Source organism: Streptomyces sp. TLI_171, assembly GCF_003610255.1.
Taxonomy (GTDB): domain Bacteria; phylum Actinomycetota; class Actinomycetes; order Streptomycetales; family Streptomycetaceae; genus Kitasatospora.
Map to the genome: position 1 here is coordinate 43,758 of NZ_RAPS01000003.1, position 15,667 is coordinate 59,424.

17 protein-coding genes are annotated in these 15,667 nt (G+C 69.9%); 4 read left to right on the forward strand and 13 right to left on the reverse strand.

Features of this window, described 5'->3' with window-relative positions:
• Positions 1-296 precede the first annotated feature (296 nt).
• Both BX266_RS37400 and BX266_RS37405 read left to right on the forward strand, forming a co-directional pair.
• A complete protein-coding gene (locus tag BX266_RS37400; protein WP_099908802.1) occupies positions 297-1,496 on the forward strand; it encodes a ParA family protein in 1,200 nt (399 codons plus the stop codon).
• Positions 1,493-2,572 carry a ParB/RepB/Spo0J family partition protein gene (locus BX266_RS37405; protein WP_099908803.1) on the forward strand — a complete coding sequence of 360 codons (1,080 nt, stop codon included), beginning with the start codon at positions 1,493-1,495 and terminating at the stop codon, positions 2,570-2,572. Before BX266_RS37400 ends, BX266_RS37405 begins: the two co-directional genes overlap by 4 nt.
• Before the next feature lie 190 nt (positions 2,573-2,762).
• Here BX266_RS37405 and BX266_RS39235 read toward each other — a convergent pair whose 3' ends face one another.
• The gene (locus BX266_RS39235) at positions 2,763-2,918 is read right to left on the reverse strand and encodes a hypothetical protein (protein WP_180290868.1); all 156 of its coding nucleotides are present in this window, start codon (positions 2,916-2,918) and stop codon (positions 2,763-2,765) included.
• 180 nt (positions 2,919-3,098) lie between these two features.
• Here BX266_RS39235 and BX266_RS37410 point away from each other — a divergent pair, with 180 nt between their 5' ends.
• On the forward strand, positions 3,099-5,324 hold the full coding sequence (locus BX266_RS37410) for an NACHT domain-containing NTPase (protein ID WP_259465240.1): 2,226 nt from the start codon (positions 3,099-3,101) through the stop codon (positions 5,322-5,324).
• Here BX266_RS37410 and BX266_RS37415 read toward each other — a convergent pair.
• Positions 5,254-5,682 (reverse strand): hypothetical protein, encoded by a 429-nt coding sequence (locus tag BX266_RS37415; RefSeq protein ID WP_099904090.1) that lies wholly within the window; start codon positions 5,680-5,682, stop codon positions 5,254-5,256. The two genes, BX266_RS37410 and BX266_RS37415, sit on opposite strands and share 71 nt — an antisense overlap.
• Positions 5,679-6,512 (reverse strand): IS5 family transposase, encoded by an 834-nt coding sequence (locus BX266_RS37420; protein WP_099904092.1) that lies wholly within the window; start codon positions 6,510-6,512, stop codon positions 5,679-5,681. Before BX266_RS37420 ends, BX266_RS37415 begins: the two co-directional genes overlap by 4 nt.
• A gap of 126 nt (positions 6,513-6,638) precedes the next feature.
• Between BX266_RS37420 and BX266_RS37425 the strand changes: the two genes are divergently transcribed.
• Positions 6,639-8,078 carry a HEAT repeat domain-containing protein gene (locus BX266_RS37425; protein ID WP_099908804.1) on the forward strand — a complete coding sequence of 480 codons (1,440 nt, stop codon included), beginning with the start codon at positions 6,639-6,641 and terminating at the stop codon, positions 8,076-8,078.
• 819 nt (positions 8,079-8,897) lie between these two features.
• On the opposite strand, the gene BX266_RS37430 is transcribed toward BX266_RS37425, so the two are convergent.
• From BX266_RS37430 to BX266_RS37475, 10 genes are all read right to left on the reverse strand, one after another.
• Positions 8,898-9,890, reverse strand: coding sequence for a hypothetical protein (locus BX266_RS37430; protein WP_099908805.1), 993 nt, complete (start codon positions 9,888-9,890; stop codon positions 8,898-8,900).
• A 346-nt stretch (positions 9,891-10,236) separates the two neighbouring features.
• The gene (locus BX266_RS37435; protein WP_099908806.1) at positions 10,237-10,779 is read right to left on the reverse strand and encodes a hypothetical protein; all 543 of its coding nucleotides are present in this window, start codon (positions 10,777-10,779) and stop codon (positions 10,237-10,239) included.
• A gap of 91 nt (positions 10,780-10,870) precedes the next feature.
• A complete protein-coding gene (locus BX266_RS37440; RefSeq protein ID WP_120314487.1) occupies positions 10,871-11,626 on the reverse strand; it encodes a hypothetical protein in 756 nt (251 codons plus the stop codon).
• 73 nt (positions 11,627-11,699) lie between these two features.
• Positions 11,700-12,380, reverse strand: a complete 681-nt coding sequence (locus BX266_RS40660) for a hypothetical protein (protein ID WP_259465241.1) — start codon at positions 12,378-12,380, stop codon at positions 11,700-11,702.
• 106 nt (positions 12,381-12,486) lie between these two features.
• Positions 12,487-12,984, reverse strand: coding sequence for an AAA family ATPase (locus BX266_RS37450; protein ID WP_099908807.1), 498 nt, complete (start codon positions 12,982-12,984; stop codon positions 12,487-12,489).
• A 13-nt stretch (positions 12,985-12,997) separates the two neighbouring features.
• Entirely contained in the window at positions 12,998-13,474 is a 477-nt protein-coding gene (locus tag BX266_RS37455; RefSeq protein WP_099908808.1) for a protein kilB, read from the reverse strand.
• A complete protein-coding gene (locus tag BX266_RS37460; RefSeq protein WP_099908809.1) occupies positions 13,474-13,974 on the reverse strand; it encodes a hypothetical protein in 501 nt (166 codons plus the stop codon). The genes BX266_RS37455 and BX266_RS37460 overlap by 1 nt, the downstream gene beginning before the upstream one ends.
• A 123-nt stretch (positions 13,975-14,097) precedes the next feature.
• The gene (locus BX266_RS37465) at positions 14,098-14,505 is read right to left on the reverse strand and encodes a hypothetical protein (protein ID WP_099908810.1); all 408 of its coding nucleotides are present in this window, start codon (positions 14,503-14,505) and stop codon (positions 14,098-14,100) included.
• A 118-nt stretch (positions 14,506-14,623) separates the two neighbouring features.
• Entirely contained in the window at positions 14,624-14,869 is a 246-nt protein-coding gene (locus BX266_RS37470) for a hypothetical protein (protein WP_099908811.1), read from the reverse strand.
• Between the two features lie 67 nt (positions 14,870-14,936).
• Entirely contained in the window at positions 14,937-15,653 is a 717-nt protein-coding gene (locus tag BX266_RS37475; RefSeq protein WP_099908812.1) for a hypothetical protein, read from the reverse strand.
• Positions 15,654-15,667 lie beyond the last annotated feature (14 nt).

A 15,667-nucleotide genomic window follows, 5' to 3' on the forward strand; every position in this document is an offset into this window, starting at 1 on the left:
CAGGCGCACGTCAGCACGGTCCAGTCGTGCCGTGCCAGCTCCGCGCGCACCAGTTCGCTGACACCCATCCCCATCCCGTCCTTTGACCAGCCTTCGAGCACCTCGCACAGCCATGGCCCAGCACTGGTCAACGTTCTCGGCCGAGGCGGACCGGTTCCGGATACCCGGGCAGAACCAGAATGATCAACAAGCGCTGGCACGCCCGGGACTTCAAGCGGGAGCGCCTGGTCGATCTGCGGCGCGCCGATCCAGCCGAGGATGCGTTAAATCCGGCCTGACGCCACTAAGGTGACGTCATGGCATCTCCATACTCCGATGGGGAGCGGGAAAAGGTTGCGTCGAAGCTTCCGCCGACTCTCCGCCAAGCGCTGAAGACCCGGGCTGCGCAGCTCGGCATCGACATGCAGGTTGCGGTGACTGAGGGGGTCGAGCAGTGGCTGGCCCGTGAGGCCGGCCAGGAAGCGGTGGTCGACACCGCGGGTTCGGACAGCTTCAACACCTGGTTGCCCGCCGGCTTGTACGACACGTTCAAGGCCGAGTGCACCGAGCGGGACATCTCATTCGCGCAGGGCATGGCCCAGGCTGTCCGGACGTGGGTGGATTCCCACCCGGCACCGCTCTCGGACCTGACGATCCCTCGGCAGACTCGGCGCTTCATCGTCTGCAACCAGAAGGGCGGCGTCGGCAAGACTACGGTGGCTGCCGGGCTCGCGCAGACGATAGCGCTGGGCCTGCCCGCGACGACGGGCGCATCCAAGCTTCCGGCTCTTCCCGGCCTTCGCACGCTGCTGGTGGACTACGACCCGCAGGGGCACCTCACCGAGCAGTTGGGCTGCAAGCAGATCGCGCCGGGCACCGAGAGCCTGGTGACGCACATGGTCGAACGCGAGCGCGTGGTCGGCGCGTTGATGGACCACGTCGTGCCCATCGCCCCTGACTTCTTCGACGACCGCCTGTTCCTGCTGCCGTCCTCGTTCGAGGCGTTCCTGCTCGACTCGAAGCTCGGCGGCGTCCGCGGCCCGCGCGAAGCTCTGCTGCAACGGGCGCTGGCCCCGCTCGAGGAGCACTTCGACGTCATCGTCATCGACGCCCCGCCGAACCTCGGCCTGGCGATGGACGCCGGCATCTACTACGCGCACCGCCGCAAGAACGAGCCGGCGGGCAACTCCGGCGTCGTCATCCCCGTCGAGGCCGAAGACTCCTCCGCCCACGCATACATGATGCTCGAGGGCCAGATCAACACGGTCTCCCTCGACTACGAGGTCGACATCAACCGTCTGGGCCTGGTCGTCAACAAGTACGACGTCCGCAAGGGCTACGTCGTGGCAAAGGCCCTGGAGGAGTGGCAGGGCCTTCAGGACCCGCCCGTGCTGAGCATCCTGCCCGACCTGAAGGAACAGCGGGAGGCGGTGCACGTGAAGCAGCCGCTGCTGCAGTACGCACCGGCCTCGACCCAGGCGCAGCGCATGCGCGAGATCCGTAGGAGGCTCGGATGAGCGTCGCCAAGAAGCTCGCCGGCGGCGGGTCCGCGTTCAGCAGCCTGAGCGCCGCCAAGGGCGGTGACACGGCGGCAGCGGCGGAAGCCCGGAGCGAGGCGCTCGGCCGCGCCCGCAAGGCGTCGAGCGTGCCGCTGGCCGATGTCGTGTTCAACCCCCGCAACCCTCGCAAGACCTACAGCGAGGAGGCGATCGACGAGACCGCGGCGAGCATGCGGGAGATCGGGCAGACGACCGCGATCACTGTGGTGTCGCGGATGGCGTTCCTCGACGCGCACCCGGACGTCGCCCAGGAACTGCTGGGTGACGCATCGTTCGTCGCCCTCGACGGCAACCGGCGGATCCGAGCGGCCGGCCGGGCCGGTCTCGAGAAGATCCGGGTCGACCTGCAGGATGATCTCGCGGCAACCTCGTCCGCGATGCTCGAGGCCGCGCTGATCGCCAACATCCACCGGGAGAATGTGCCGCCGATCGAGGAGGCGGAGGCGATCCAGGAGCTCCTTGACACCGTTCACGGAGGTAACCAGGCCGCGGTGGCGCGCCGTCTCGGGAAGACCGCGGCGTGGGTCGGCCAGCGGCTGGCGCTCCTTCATCTCGCCCCTGAGGTGAAGGAGATGGTGGAGAGTAAGGAGCTCGGGGTCAAGGAAGCCCGGAAGCTCGGTGCCGCGACCAGGGCCGGCACGCTGCCGCGCGAGGAGCAGGTCGCGAAGGCGCGCGAGGCACGGGACCAGCCTGCCCCGGTGACCGTGGCTCGGCCGCGCACGGAACCGGATGTAAACCCGGTTTACTCCCCCTCCCCCTCCCCCTCCGCCTCGTCCACCTCGACGGCGTCCTACGCACCGGACGTAAACCCGGTTTACACCGATGAGCAGACGGGCGGCACCGAACCTGCTGCCGGCACCGAGGGTTCCGGGATTCCGTCGGTCACGCTGACGGTCGACCCGAACGACCCCGCCGGCTTTGCCGTGAGCATCCGCCTGGCGACGACGCCCCGTCAGGCCGCCGCAGTGGCGCGGGCACTGATCGAGTTGTTGGACTCCGAGCACAACGCCGAGACGGTCGGCCAACCCGCTTGACGGCCTTCATGTAAACCCGGTTTACCTCGATGGCCAACCGCGGCGGCATCCCGGAACGATGGATGGGCCTGCACCCCCGAATGGTTTCGGGGGTGCAGGCCCATCCATCGTTCCGGGATGCCTGATCGCGACGGTCATAGAGGCCGACGGCAGGTGCGATGCGGAGGCCTAAGCCCCATCGGACACCACGTCAGAACGGATTCAAGTCGCGCAGGGTCTGGAGAAGCATGGCCAGGATCCGACGTGCTGCGGCACGCCGGTAGCCGTGCCGCGACCAGACCGCCGGCAGTACCACCCCGGCAAAGACCAGCAGTGCCAGCAGAAAGACCATCAGTTCGGTGCTCACCCTCGACTCCCTCGTGCCGCATTCGGTGCTTGCAGGGAGCACCTTCGGGCGATGCCAAGGCCCGGTTCCCGTACCGGGCCGAATCGGTATAGCTCCCCGATCGAGCCAGGCAGAGGCCTACGATGAGGCCAGCGGATCGGATGGATCCGGAACGTTCCGGGATGCGGGAGAACGGGAACGGTGGCGGAACACGCGCGGCAGCGGTTCACCGAGGCGCTGATCGAGGTCCATCAGGCAGCGGGCGCACCGAGCGTCGAACGCCTCGCCAAGGCCAGCGCCGCCCTCGGCGGACGACCGATCAGCAAGACGACCGCACATCGGCTGCTGAAGGGGAACTACCAACGCACGCCCGACTGGGACTATGTGGTGGCATTGCTGAACGCATGTCGCAGCTGCGCCCCCGAATCCCGTCCGGTGGCCGCTTCGCTGCTCGACTGGGCGCAATGGCAGCGTCGGTATACCGAGTTGGAGGCCCGGCTGGCAGAAGGGGTGTCCGTGCCACTCCCCCAGCCCGAACCGGCTGACGATCCTGACACGACTATCGCTCTGCAGGCCTACGCCCGCAGAGTGGCTGAGACCTACGGACGGCTTGACCTCGAGGTCCTGACACCGGACCACGACCAGGGCGAGCAACCGGTCGTGGAACTGCGCGAGGTTTTCGTCCCCCCTTCAGTGCGGGCTGACCCTCCCTCGGTGGAATTGCCCCGCGAGCTGATGCAGCGGCTGGTCGAAGGCGGGGAGCTGGCCGTGGGTCAACTGCCGCCCGGCCTGGAAGCGGAGCTTTGGGCCGAGCTGCAGGAGGCCTACCGGCAACGGCCCAACCGGCCCGTTCTTGAAGTCCTCACAGACAACGACATACGCAGGACCGTGCTCCTGGGCGACCCCGGGGCCGGCAAGTCGACGCTCGCTCACTTCCTCGCGCTGGCCCTGACGGGTGCCGAGGTGGAGGGCGCGAAAGCCCTGGAACCCCTCGCTGGACTCGTTCCCCTGGTGATCGAGCTCCGCGCTTACGCGCAGGAGCGGTGGCAGGGAGCCACGTTCGAGGCATTCCTCGAGCATCTGTCGGCCACCGAAGGCATGGCGCCGCCCGCAGCCGTTCTGAGCCCGATCCTCGAACATGGCGGAGCGCTGGTCATTTTCGACGGTCTTGACGAGCTCTTCGATCCGCAGATCCGCGCGGAAACCTCACGCCGCATCGCCGGCTTCGCCGCCCGCTACCCGCAGTGCCGCATCCTCGTCACCTCGCGGGTCATCGGCTATCACCGCGTCGTCCTCGACGGTGCCGGGTTCGCACACCACATGCTCCAAGACCTCGACGACCGCCAGATCGCCGCCTTCGCCCGCCGCTGGTACAGCACCGCTTGCCCCGGAAAGCCCGCTGAAGCTACCCGTCTATTCACCCGTCTCAACGACGCCATCACTCGCTCACGACCAGTCAGAGAACTCGCCGGGAACCCCCTTCTTCTGACGATCCTCGCCATCCTCGGCCGCCGCCAGACCCTCCCCCGCGACCGCCACAGCGTCTACCGACACGCCGTCACCGTCCTGGTGGCACGTTGGGACCGCGACGTCAAGCACCTCACATCTCACCTCCCGGCGGCCGTTGCCGACGCCCTTGACGTACTGGGCCAAGAGGAGCGACTCGAGGTCCTGCGACTGCTCGCCCGGCGTATGCAGGACGGCAAGGACGGCATCTCCGGCAATCACGTCCACGAGCAGGCCATCTACGAGGTCTTCCGGGACTACCTGGAGCTGTGCGACGTCTCCCCAGATCTGGCCCGGCGGGCCGCGCGTGCCATGGTTGACCAGCTCCGGGAACGCAACTTCATCCTGGCCCGCTACGGCGGCGGCGTGTATGGCTTCGTCCACCGCACGTTCCTCGAATACCTCGCGGCCGACGATCTCATCCACCGCTACGAACACGAACGCGAGTGGACTCCGCAGCAACTCATCGACGAAGTCCTCGCCCCGCGTGCGGTGGACCCGAGCTGGCATGAGGTCCTGTTGCTGGTGGCCGGCCAGCTCAGGGAACGAGACGCTGGCGCTCTGGTGGACCGTCTCCTTCGTCTTCACCGCGACCACTCCGGTCAGGACGCCGCCGATCTGGTAGTCCTCGCCCTGCGCGCCCTCGGTGAGGTGAAGAAGATCGGCTCCGTGGCCCAGCAGAGCCGCGATGCGGTCGACGCGATCATCGCCTGCCTCACCGAGCGCGGCGAGACCGACCCAACCACGATCGATTCGATCGTCCCCCACCTCGAGACATTCAGTTCTCAGAGGGTGGAATGTGAGCTGATGTCTGTTTCGTCGTTGTGGATGGAGTGGCTGTGCCAGGCGGCTACGGCCGTGGCAGGGCGAAGAGGCCCGGCTCGGGCTCGGTCAGGATGCCGCGCCCGGCCAGGCGCTTGAGCTTTGTCCGGACGTTGTTGATGTTGTTCGGCGTCAGGTCCAGGTCCGTCGCCCCGCATACGGCCCGCGCCCGTAGCGGACTGTCGGCCTCGGAGAACGCGGCCAGGATCTCCTGGTAGGCCGCCTTGTCCGGCAGTTCCGATCCGGCCGCCGACAGCGTGGGCGGGGTCGGCTCCGGCAGCTCCAGCAGCGTCTTGCGGGTGATCCGCACTTCCTCGGCAGCCCTGCCGAGTTCGTCCAGCATGGCGGTGAGCTGCGTGATCTGCGCGCGGGTCTGCTCTGCTTGCGCGACGATATCCCGTTCGCGCTCTTCCAGCCGTACCAACACCGCGCCGAGGGTGAGTTCCCCACCGGTCATGCGCCGCGCCAGGACGGGGTCGCGCTGCCGGTCAGCCGACGGGTCATCAGGTCGCTTATCGCCCAGTACACCCGGGACTCGGCCGACGAGGGCCGGTGCTCGTAGTCGCGTACCAGCCGCCGGTGCAGCATCAAGATCCCGTTCGTCTGCTCCACCCGCCACCGGATCGGCTGCGGGACGAACCCGGTCTCGGTCGGGTTGCGTTCGACGATCTCGACCTCGATGCCCACCTGCCTGCCGTGGTCAACGACGGTCTTCTTGAACCCCTGGTCCACCATGGCCTTCGTCACCGTGCCGGCAGTACTGGCGGCGACCTTGTCGAGCAGGGCTGTGCCGAAGGCGTTGTCGTGGACGGAGGCGGCCAGCACCACCACGGCGATCACCAGGCCCAGCACGTCCACGGCGAGTCCCCTCTTGCGTCCCGGCACCTTCTTCGCCGCATCGCGACCCGTTGTCTCGGAGGGCACCCCGGCCGCGGCGTGCAGGCTCTGGGTGTCGATCACCACCAGGCTGGGGTCGGCTAATCGGCCCCTCCTCTCGCGGACCTGCCAGCGCAGCAGGTCGTGAATGACCTGGTCAGTGCCGTCATCACGCCACGTGTAGAAGTAGTACTTCACCGCGCCGGCAGGCGGCAGGTCGTGCGGGAGGTAGTCCCACTGGCATCCGGTCCGGGACTGGTAGAGCAGCGCGTTGACAATCTCCCGCATCTCGTAACGGCCCTCGTGTCCGCTGACGGAGGGGTGCTGGGCCTTCCACGAGGTGATCACCGGCTCGACGAGCGCCCAGCGCTCGTCGGACAAGTCGCTCTTGTAAGGCTTGCGGTCAGTCACGCACCTACCTCAGCACGGCGCCGGCCCGGCAACGTGCCACAGACGGCGAGGCCACACGTTCAGGCGACGACAGAACGGATATCAGCTCACATTCCGCCCTCTCAGTGGGCCGGTCGCGCACGTGTCATGCAATGGTTCAAGATCTGGGGACAGGGACGATTCGCAGGCGCTGGCGCGAGCCTGCTCTGCGCGGTCCACGACGAACCCTCAACAGCTGCCGCTCTCATCGAGACCGCCTGGTCGCAGGCTGACCGGGTAGCAGCAGTCAGAGCGCTCGGTCGCTGGGCAAACCAGCCAGGAATCCTCGAAGCGCTGATTCGGCTGGCGGTCGACCACTCCGAACCGCAAGTCAGGGCAGCAGCCCTCGCGACCATAGCTGCGTTGCCGCTCGACGCATCCAACTCGGCGACCGTGGTCACCCTCCTGCAGAGCAGGGCAACCCGAGACCCGGCCCCTGGCCCTCGCCGCGACGCGGTGTGGTTGCTCGGCCGCGATCCCGACAACGAGACCTCCAGAGCCATCGTGGCGGACCGGGCGCTGCGAGACCCGTTCATCGCCGTTCGCGGGGCAGCGGTGAACGTGCTTCGCGACACGTGGGGCATCGATCGACACAGCCACATCATTCGTCGGGTTCCGGCTCAGTCACCGCAGAGCACGAAGAGGTGGTACTTCCCGACAGGCACCGTGGCCTTGGACACGGACGAACTCGTCGAGAAAGTTCGGAAAGAAGCGCCCAGGGCCCTGAACGCGTGGCGGAACGGAAACTTCGAACCGCTCGAATCCCTCATCCCCATGAGCTTCGGCATGTTGCGAGGCGGCCCGCTGCCCGCAGGGCTCGCCGCATATCAGCAAGTCTTCCGCACGTGGTTCGAGCAGCACCCCGCCGACTGGTCAATGATGGTCGAAGCGGTCGAAGCCGGACCTCGGCATCCGTTTCACGCGGTCGCCGCTGAGTTCGTCATCACCGTGAGCGACCCGCTCGCTGACCCCGGAGTGTTCGATCTCCTCATCCGTACGGCCACCAACGGGCAAGAGGTCCACCGGATGACATTGGACGGCCTCCGACGGTATCCGGCCGATGCCCCCCACCTTCGCGACACCATGCTGCACATCGCCACCCACAACCGAGTACCTGCCCACCGGCGCATCGCCCTGGAATGGCTGCTCCAACGCCGACCAACCGGAGTCGACTACGTACCTTTCCTACTCGAGCGCGCAACCAACGAACCCGACACAGAGGTCCGGCTTGTCGCCCGCCGCGCACTCGCCCTGTGGTGGCCGAACGACCCCCGCTGCGCCGCCCACTTCCGTGCGCTCGCTCCGCACGAGGACACCGTCGAGGAACGCTGGACACGGTTCCGAGGACTTGCGGCCACCGGCAGCACGGACACTGAACTCCTCGGCATTCTGGAGACGGAGCCGGACGACGAACTGCGAACCTGGATGCGTGGTGTGATCGAGCCTCACCGTGAGTCGGACCTACTCCGCCGTACCTTGCTTGCCTCCATCACCCGCGCCATGACTCGGCTCGCATCCTCGAACCTGATGAGAGCTGGACGGAAATGACTCTGCGCTGCTTCTGGCCTGGCCGCTGACGCCACGGGCCACTCGGAAGCGGGCGAGAAACGCGCCGAGCTGCTGTGAGCCGCGGATGACGGCACGGTGGCTCATCAGGAGGTGGAGGTAAACCCGGTTTACTCCCCCTCCGCCCTCGAATGCGTCCTGCGGACCTGCACCCGGTTTACACCAGGAGCAGACAGGTGCTGGCCCTGCGGCCGGTGCCAAAGGTTATGGGATCCCTTCGGTCGCGCTGACGGTCGATCCGACCGAGCTTGACGGCTTCGCTGTCAGCGTCCGACGGGCGACAACGCCCCGTCAGGCTGCCACGGCCGCGTAGCAACTGATCGAGTTGTGGGACAACGTCGATACGGCTGTCGAAGCTTGTTTGACGTAAACCCGGTTTACGCGGTCCCCAGCGCGGGCTCTCCGGGGGGAGGACGCAAACCGGGTCTACTCGAAACGGGCTGGCTGGGCTGTTGACCTCTGAGGCAAGCGGGCCGGCCCGGACCGCCTTCGACGCGCGGCTCCTGATGGCGCGCAAGCTAGAACCGCCAGAAGGCTGCACCCTGAGTTCCATGGTCGAGGCTTATGAGCTCGCCGAGCCACTGAGCGACAGCATCTGCGACTGATCCGTCAACGCCAGCATGCCTGGGGCGCGACACCCGGAGCGCCCTGGAACTCCGGAGCCCCTGAAGCCTCACGTTCTCCAGCAGGGCGAGGTCGTCGTCCGGCTGGGTCCGGTCCCAGGGTGAGCGTTGGCACCGGGAGACTCCAGTTCGTCCGACGCCACCGGCGCGGTGGTCGGTCCTGGTGGTGTCTTCTGGCCTATCGGCTCGGCGGCAGTGCAGCCGTCGCGGCGTCCCTGGCTGTCGCCAGCGCCTCGGTGAGCGACAGGGCAGCTGCGGAGGCCCTCTCAGTCAGCGCCTTGATCTCGCCGACCGCGAGCTCGGACGCCGCCGTCTCTGCGGCGAGGCCCATGAGGGCCTCGCCCCGCATTTCCAGCCGCTCCATCGCCTGCCGACTGGCCGCGATCCGGTCGACTTCCTGTGCCTGGCGGGCGTAGGCCTCCAGCGCGACGACCTGGTGCTCGACGTCGGAGCGCGCAGCCTCCAGGATGGCCAGCTCCCCCGCCAGAAACTCCTTGGAGGTCGGCGTCTCGTCGCTGCCGTCCATTCGGGCGCTGGCCGTGGCCCGGCTGTACCGGTGCAGCGACTGGGCGATGGACCAGATCTGGTCCGGCATCTGCGTGCGGTTAGCGGTGCCCAGGCCCTCCATGTCCTGGATGTGCAGCTGGGAGTGCAGGACGGTGCTCTCGGCCTGCTGCGCCCGGGCGAGGAGCGGGGCGGCGTCGCTCGTGAGCCAGCTCGGATGGATGTAGTGCCCGCGGGCTTGATCGAGGGCCCGTGCCATCCTGCGGCTGTCCGACACCCGATAGCCGAGCAGAGCAGCGGCGCAGACTACGCCGGCTGCGGCAATCATTGCCCCGCCGTTCTGGAACAGGTCGAGGGCCGAACGAATCAGGGTGGCGACCTGCTCCTCGCGGTGGCCGAGATCGGTGTCGGGGTACGCCGTGGGCTCACCGATCAGCCATTTGGTCATCCAGGCGGTGGCACCGACGCCCGCGCCTCCCAGCACAGCCTCGATGGACGTTCTCAGCACCCGTCCGCCCTCGACGTTCGTGACCGTCGCGTCGGCACCGGTGGCCAGCAACTCCGGTGTCTCCTCGACCAGGCCGGCGACCGCGCGCACGACCGACTCGGGTACGGCAGGGTCGAAGACCGGACGTACCACGACCTTCACGGGCTGGGCCTTTGTCACGGCGGGGCCCTTTCGCGTCGAAGGGTTTCGGTGGGACGAGTGGCCGGCAGGGGAGGGCTGCACGCCCGGAGGTTGTCGGTGATGAGCTATTGCTCGGCTCACGACCGACCAGAATGCTAGCGCTCACCACCGACAGCATCAGACCGCTTCCCGAGAACCTCTGCCTCACGGTGTTTGTGATCACTCGTCAGGTGCGGCCGCTGCGTCGCCGGCACGCCTCCCGCTGGCGGGCAACGTTGTGGCGGGTGATGAGGTGTCGGGATGGGCGGGCCCGAGGCCCAGAAACGCAGAAAGGGCTCGCACCGGCATGACGCCGGGGCGAGTCCTTCGCTGTTCTAGGTGCGTCTTACAGCAGCGCGAGCTGATTGTCGTCCGACTCGGGTCCGTCCTCGACGCGCGCGTCGGCGCGGGCCTCGTCGTGCTCCGGGTCGGCGCGGTCGCAGAGGAGGCGGCCGGTGGGCAGTTCGCCCCAGCCGCGACAGTCGACTGCGTCGTCGGCGGCTGCCTCCGGGCTGTCGTGGTGGGGGATGAACTCGTCCTCGACCGTGTCACCGCAGATGCTGCACTTGGCGGTCCAGCACAGCGTCGGGACGGCGATGCCTGCGCCCGAGCGGGCCGCGCCCTCGCGGCGCCAGGCGTAGCCGTGGTTGAGGACGACGGCGTAGCTGACGGGCTGGAGCGGGTGGCCGTCGTCGAGGTCGGCGGTCAGGGCGTTGTGCTCGGCGGCGGCCATGAGCGCGGTGGCGATGTCGGGCATCTCCAGCAGGGTGTTGGGGCCGGTGAGCCACAGTTCCCACTCGCGGGTGGGGGTACCGGGGCGCAGCCGCTGGTGGGGTTCGGTGGCGAAGAGGCGGCGGCGGGCAGCGGGGGACAGGTTGGGGGTGGTCATCTCGGGGCGTCTCCTTCGGCGGTGGGGCCGGCCCGCGGTGGTGCGGGCCGGCGAGGGAGTGCGGCGGGTGGAGGGGATCGGAGGTGGTGGGCTACAGGCTGTCGTCGGCCCGGACGTGCGGGGTACGGGTGCCGGGGTCCGTCCCGCCGGGGCCGGTGGCGGCCGGGACGAGACCGTCGATGCCGAGGTCCTCGCCGATGGCTGCCCAGTGGGCGTCGCTTGCGGCTGCCGGGAGGGGTTCGGCGTCGAGGTTCTGGAGGCCGAGGAGTGCGACCACGTCGCCGATGCTGTGGACCGGCGTCGGCTCCTGGCCGTCCTGGACGAGCAGGAAGCTGCGGGTGCTGTAGCCGTGTTGGTCGGCGGGGGAGGGCATGCACAGCAGGTGCGCGCCGCCGGGGAGCTCGCACGTCGCGGTGCCGTCTGAGCTGCCGGTCCAGTTTCCGGCCTCGGTGAGACTGCCCTGGCTGCGGTCGAGGCCGATGGCCGCCGTGGCGGCGCGGTGGGCGGCGTCGGCGGCGACGTCCTGGGCGAGCTGATCGGCCGTGGGTTCCGGGCCGGTCGTGGACAGGGGCGCGGCGGCGTACGGGTTGGGGGAGTAGGGGGTGGGGAGCAGGCCGAGACGCCGGCGCAGCGGGCGGCGGAGCTGGGTGGTGATCTGGTCGGTGGCGCAGGCGGCGACGCCGGCGGCGGCGAGGGCGAGGGCGGTGCGGGTCTCGGAGGGGCGGCCGTTCAGGGCGCGGTAGGTGGTGAGGCCGGTGGCGGCCGCGGCGGTGGCGGTGGCGACGTTGTCGAGGGTGTCGAGGATGGTGGTCAGCACGCGGGCGCGGGTGTCGGTCATGTCGGTCATTGAGGGGTCCTTCCGGGTCTCGGTCAGGGGGTGGGTTTGGCCGTGCGGGTGCCCGGGCTGGTGTGATGGCGGGTCAGGTTGAGGTGCGGAGCAGGAAGTCGACGGCGGCGCCGGGGGAGTCCTCGGTGCGGGTGGTGAGCGCGGCGTGTGCCCGTTCGTGGGTGATGTCGATGCCGAGGTGCTCCCGGGCGGCGCGGCGGACGTCGACCAGCGAGGCCGCGGTGCCGTGTTCGGCGACGGCCAGGTCGGCGGCGGCGAGGGTGAGGAGGTCTTCGCGTGAGGGTCCCGTGGGGGCCGCGTCGGTGAGGCGGGCGAAGGCGGACTGCCACTGGGCGGTGGCGCGTTTGCGGGCTGCGGCTGGCTGCTGCAGGTGGCTCTCGCCGATCCGGCCGCGTCCGACTACCCAGTAGGAGATCGGGACCTCGAGGGCTTCGGCGTACAAGAGCTCGCGGCGGGTGGACTCGCCGAGGTAGAGCTGGTCGTCGGTGACGACGAGGACTTCGTCGGCGGTGGAGATCTTCGCCAGGTGCAGGGCGTCGAGCCGGGCCTTGAGCTGCTCGGCGCCGGCGGGGTCGTCCCACAGCGTGTGGCGCTGGCGCATGTCGACGGCGGGTGCCAGGACCATGCGCCCGGCGACGGTTTCATGCAGCGCTGCCTCGGCCATCTCCTGCCAGAAGCGGGTGCTGCCGCAGATCGTGACCATGGGGGGCAGCAGGTCCCCGGACTCGGCGGAGTATCGGGTGGTGGACGGCATCGGCGTCTTCCGTTCGGGATGGGTTCTGCGGTGAGGTGATCGAGGGGCGGCTGGGCTGCGCTCCGGCCTGCCGCCGGCTGGTGCCGGGGCGGGTCGGGGCGCGCTGTCAGTTCCCGGTGCGGTGGTGGCGGATCTCGCCGAAGCCCTCGTCGGCGAGCTGCTGGCGGGCGTCGCGGCCGAGGCGGTGCGCGGCGCGCAGGAAGTCCTCGGGCACGCGCGCGTGGTCGGGGCGGGCGTAGTTGCGCAGCACCAGCTGGTCGAAGGGCGCGTCGACCAGGACCGCGACGGTGGGCCGGGCGAACTGGCGGGCCAGCCACGTCAGCTGCTCGCGGTGACTGGGGGTCAGGGAGCAGTTGTCGACGTAGGTGGTCTCGCCGCGGCGCAGCCGCATGGTGAGGATCTGCTGCTGCAGCAGGAGGGCGTCGGCTGTCGCCGTCTGGTCGCCGGGGCGGCTGACGGCGGCGCGCAGCCGGTCCAGCGATACGACCTCGTGCGCGGGGACTTCGCGCAGCAGCGTGGTCTTGCCCGAGGCGGGCGGGCCGATCATCAGGACGAGTGCGCCTTCGGGCACGGGGTCGAGGGTCGGGAGAAGAGTGACGGGCACGACGGCCTCCGGGTCAGTAGATGGTGAGGGCGAGCAGGGCAGCGGTCTGGGGGACGAGTTCGTCGGCGAGAACCCGCGCGGCGGTGCGGGCGGCGTCGAGGTCGGCCTGGTCTGCGGCGTCGCGGAGCGCGTAGGTGGCGCGCGCGGCTCCGTGGGCGGCGTCGGCGAGGGCCGGGGCGAGGACCGAGACCGCGACCAGCGGCGCGGTGATATCGGCGCGGGTGCGGTGGCTCTCGCTGCGCGCCTGCGCCTGCACCGTGTCGTCGGCGCCGGTCAGGCGCAGGCGCTCGCGCTGGTACATCGACCGCCGGTGTGCGGCGAGTGCGGTCGACAGGTCGGTGACGGCCCGTATCAGCTCTCGGCGTTGCTGCTGGGCGGTGTCGGCGGTACGGGCGTTCTGTGCCGCGCGGTGCTGGAGCAGGCCGCTGCTGAGTGTGGCGGCGATGGTGCCGCCGACGCCGACCAGGGCGAGGACGAGTTCGGCGGCCATCAGGCGCCGGCCGGGGAGGCGGTGGTGCGGGCGGGGCGGCGTCCGGTGATGGCTTCGGGTCGGCGGGACCAGCGGACGTAGTCGATGGCGCTGGCGACGTAGCGGGTGTTCATCAGACTGCTGGCGTTGTCGATCCGGTCGTGCAGGGTCTCCAGGCGGTGCCAGGCCAGACGAAGCTGTCCGATCAGCCAGTCCCGGTCGGCGGCGGTCAGGTTGGCCGCGGTGTCCAAGGCGTCGAGGCGGTTGGTGTCGTGGACGTTCGCGGCGAGGAAGCGGTCGACGCGCTCGGCCTCGGCGCGGGTGAACTTGTCGGCCAGGCTGGCGGCTTCCTCGCTCTCCCAGTTCTCGCGGTAGGAGGCGCTGGAGCGCTCCTGCAGCGCGATGGTCGCCAGCCGCCAGTCGGACTCGCCGCCCGTGAGGCTGTCGGTTCGGAAGGCGCGGCCGGGGCGGGCGAACGGCTGGTGCACGGTTCGGGCAGTCGAGGCGGTGTTGGTGTTCACGGTCTTCCCTCTGGTGGCGGGGTGTCGGCCGGGCGGCCGCGCCGTGCACCGCCGAGCCCGCTGACCGCACCTGGTGGGCGAGGCGGGCTCGGCGGTGGGCAGCGTCAGGGCCTGGACGGACGGTCAGGAGGGCTGGAGCGCGGAGTCCTTGGGCAGTGCGAGGAGGGCGGTCACCGCGACGCGGTTGCGGAGTTCCTCGGACGCGGTGATCGCCTCCAGCAGCGCCTGGCAGAGGGCGCGCTGGCCGGGGTCGGTTCGGTCCAGGTTGGTCTCGGCCGCAGCCGCGAGCCCGCACAGGTAGCCGACGATCTCGGCGCTCTCCTCGTGCAGGGCCAGAAGGCCGGGCTGGAACTCCAGCGGGCCGGTCAGCTTGCGCAGCGCGGCCTGGTGGTCGGCTTCGTCGCGGACTCGGGCGCGGTCGACGTTGTCCTCGAGCGCGGTGGCCACGTCGGCCAGGTCCAGCAGGGCGGAGTCGTAGCCGAGGCGGCGCGTGAGGCGGTCGGGCAGGAAGCGGAGCAGGAGCTGGCGCACGGGTTCCTCCTGGGCGGTGGTACTGGGTCGGTGTCCGGCCGGGCGGCCGCGCCGCGCACCATCGCGCCCCGCCGGCCGGGCCTGGGCGGCTCGGCGGCGGGTGCAGTGGTGGGCAGCGTCAGTGCCCGGACAGCAGGCGCACCACGCCGAGGGCGGTGATGCCGAGGACGATCAGGACGAGCGTGGGGGCGAGGCTGCGGGTGCTCTCCAGCTGCTGGTTCTGGGCCCAGATCGTGTAGGCCTTGGCCTGGAGGCTGAGGGCGGCGGGACTGCCGGGAGTGAGACCGGCGACGGTGGTCGACAGGGCCTGGTGCTTCTCGTAGAGGGCGGCGAGCTGTTGGTCGCGGGATGTCGCGAGCGCCAAGGTGACTGCCTCTCAGATGGTCGTAGGGCGGCGGCCGGTGCGGCCGCCGCCTGTGGGTGGTTGCGGGTCAGCTGCGGTGATCGATCGGGCTGCCGGGCCCGATCGGGCTGAGGGTCTCGGGGGCCTGGACGACGATCTGCGGGTGGACCTCGGTGCGGCTGACTACCAGCGGGCGCAGCGAGAAGGACAGGCCGCGCAGGGCGAGGGCTGAGGCGGCGGTGAGGGCGGCGGCGGTGATGCCGGCGGCGACGGTGCGGCCCGGTTCGGGGGTGGCGATCCAGACCATGGCGAGGGTGGCGGCCGACCAGCAGACCCACGCCGCGCGCCAGGTGGCGGCCTGGGAGACGGCGGCGACGACGGCGGTGGCCAGGCCGAAGGTCTTCCACAGGCCGTAGGCGGTGGCCGTGTCGAGCGGCTCGGGCAGGTGGGCGGCGAGGTAGGAGTGGACGGGGTTGGTGATGGTGGCCGCCAGGCCGTCGCCGGGGATGTGATCGGGCAGGTGGACCGCGCCGACGACGGCGGCCGCGGCCTGCAGGAGGATGCCGCCGGCGGTGCCGAGGACCAGGGCGGCGGTGGCGAACGCGATGAGGTAGGCGAGGACGCGCACCCAGCGTTCGGCGTCGTCCCAGTCCTCTACGGCGGCCACCAGGTCGCGGCGCACCTTGTCGAGTCGGCCGCCGGGGGCGGTGAGGTGGTTCAGCCAGCGGGCGGCGGCCTCGCGCAGGGTGCTGGGGCGTCGCTCGTCGGAGCCGGTGGTGGGTTCGGGCTGGTGAGACTGGTTCACGGTGGGTTCCTGTT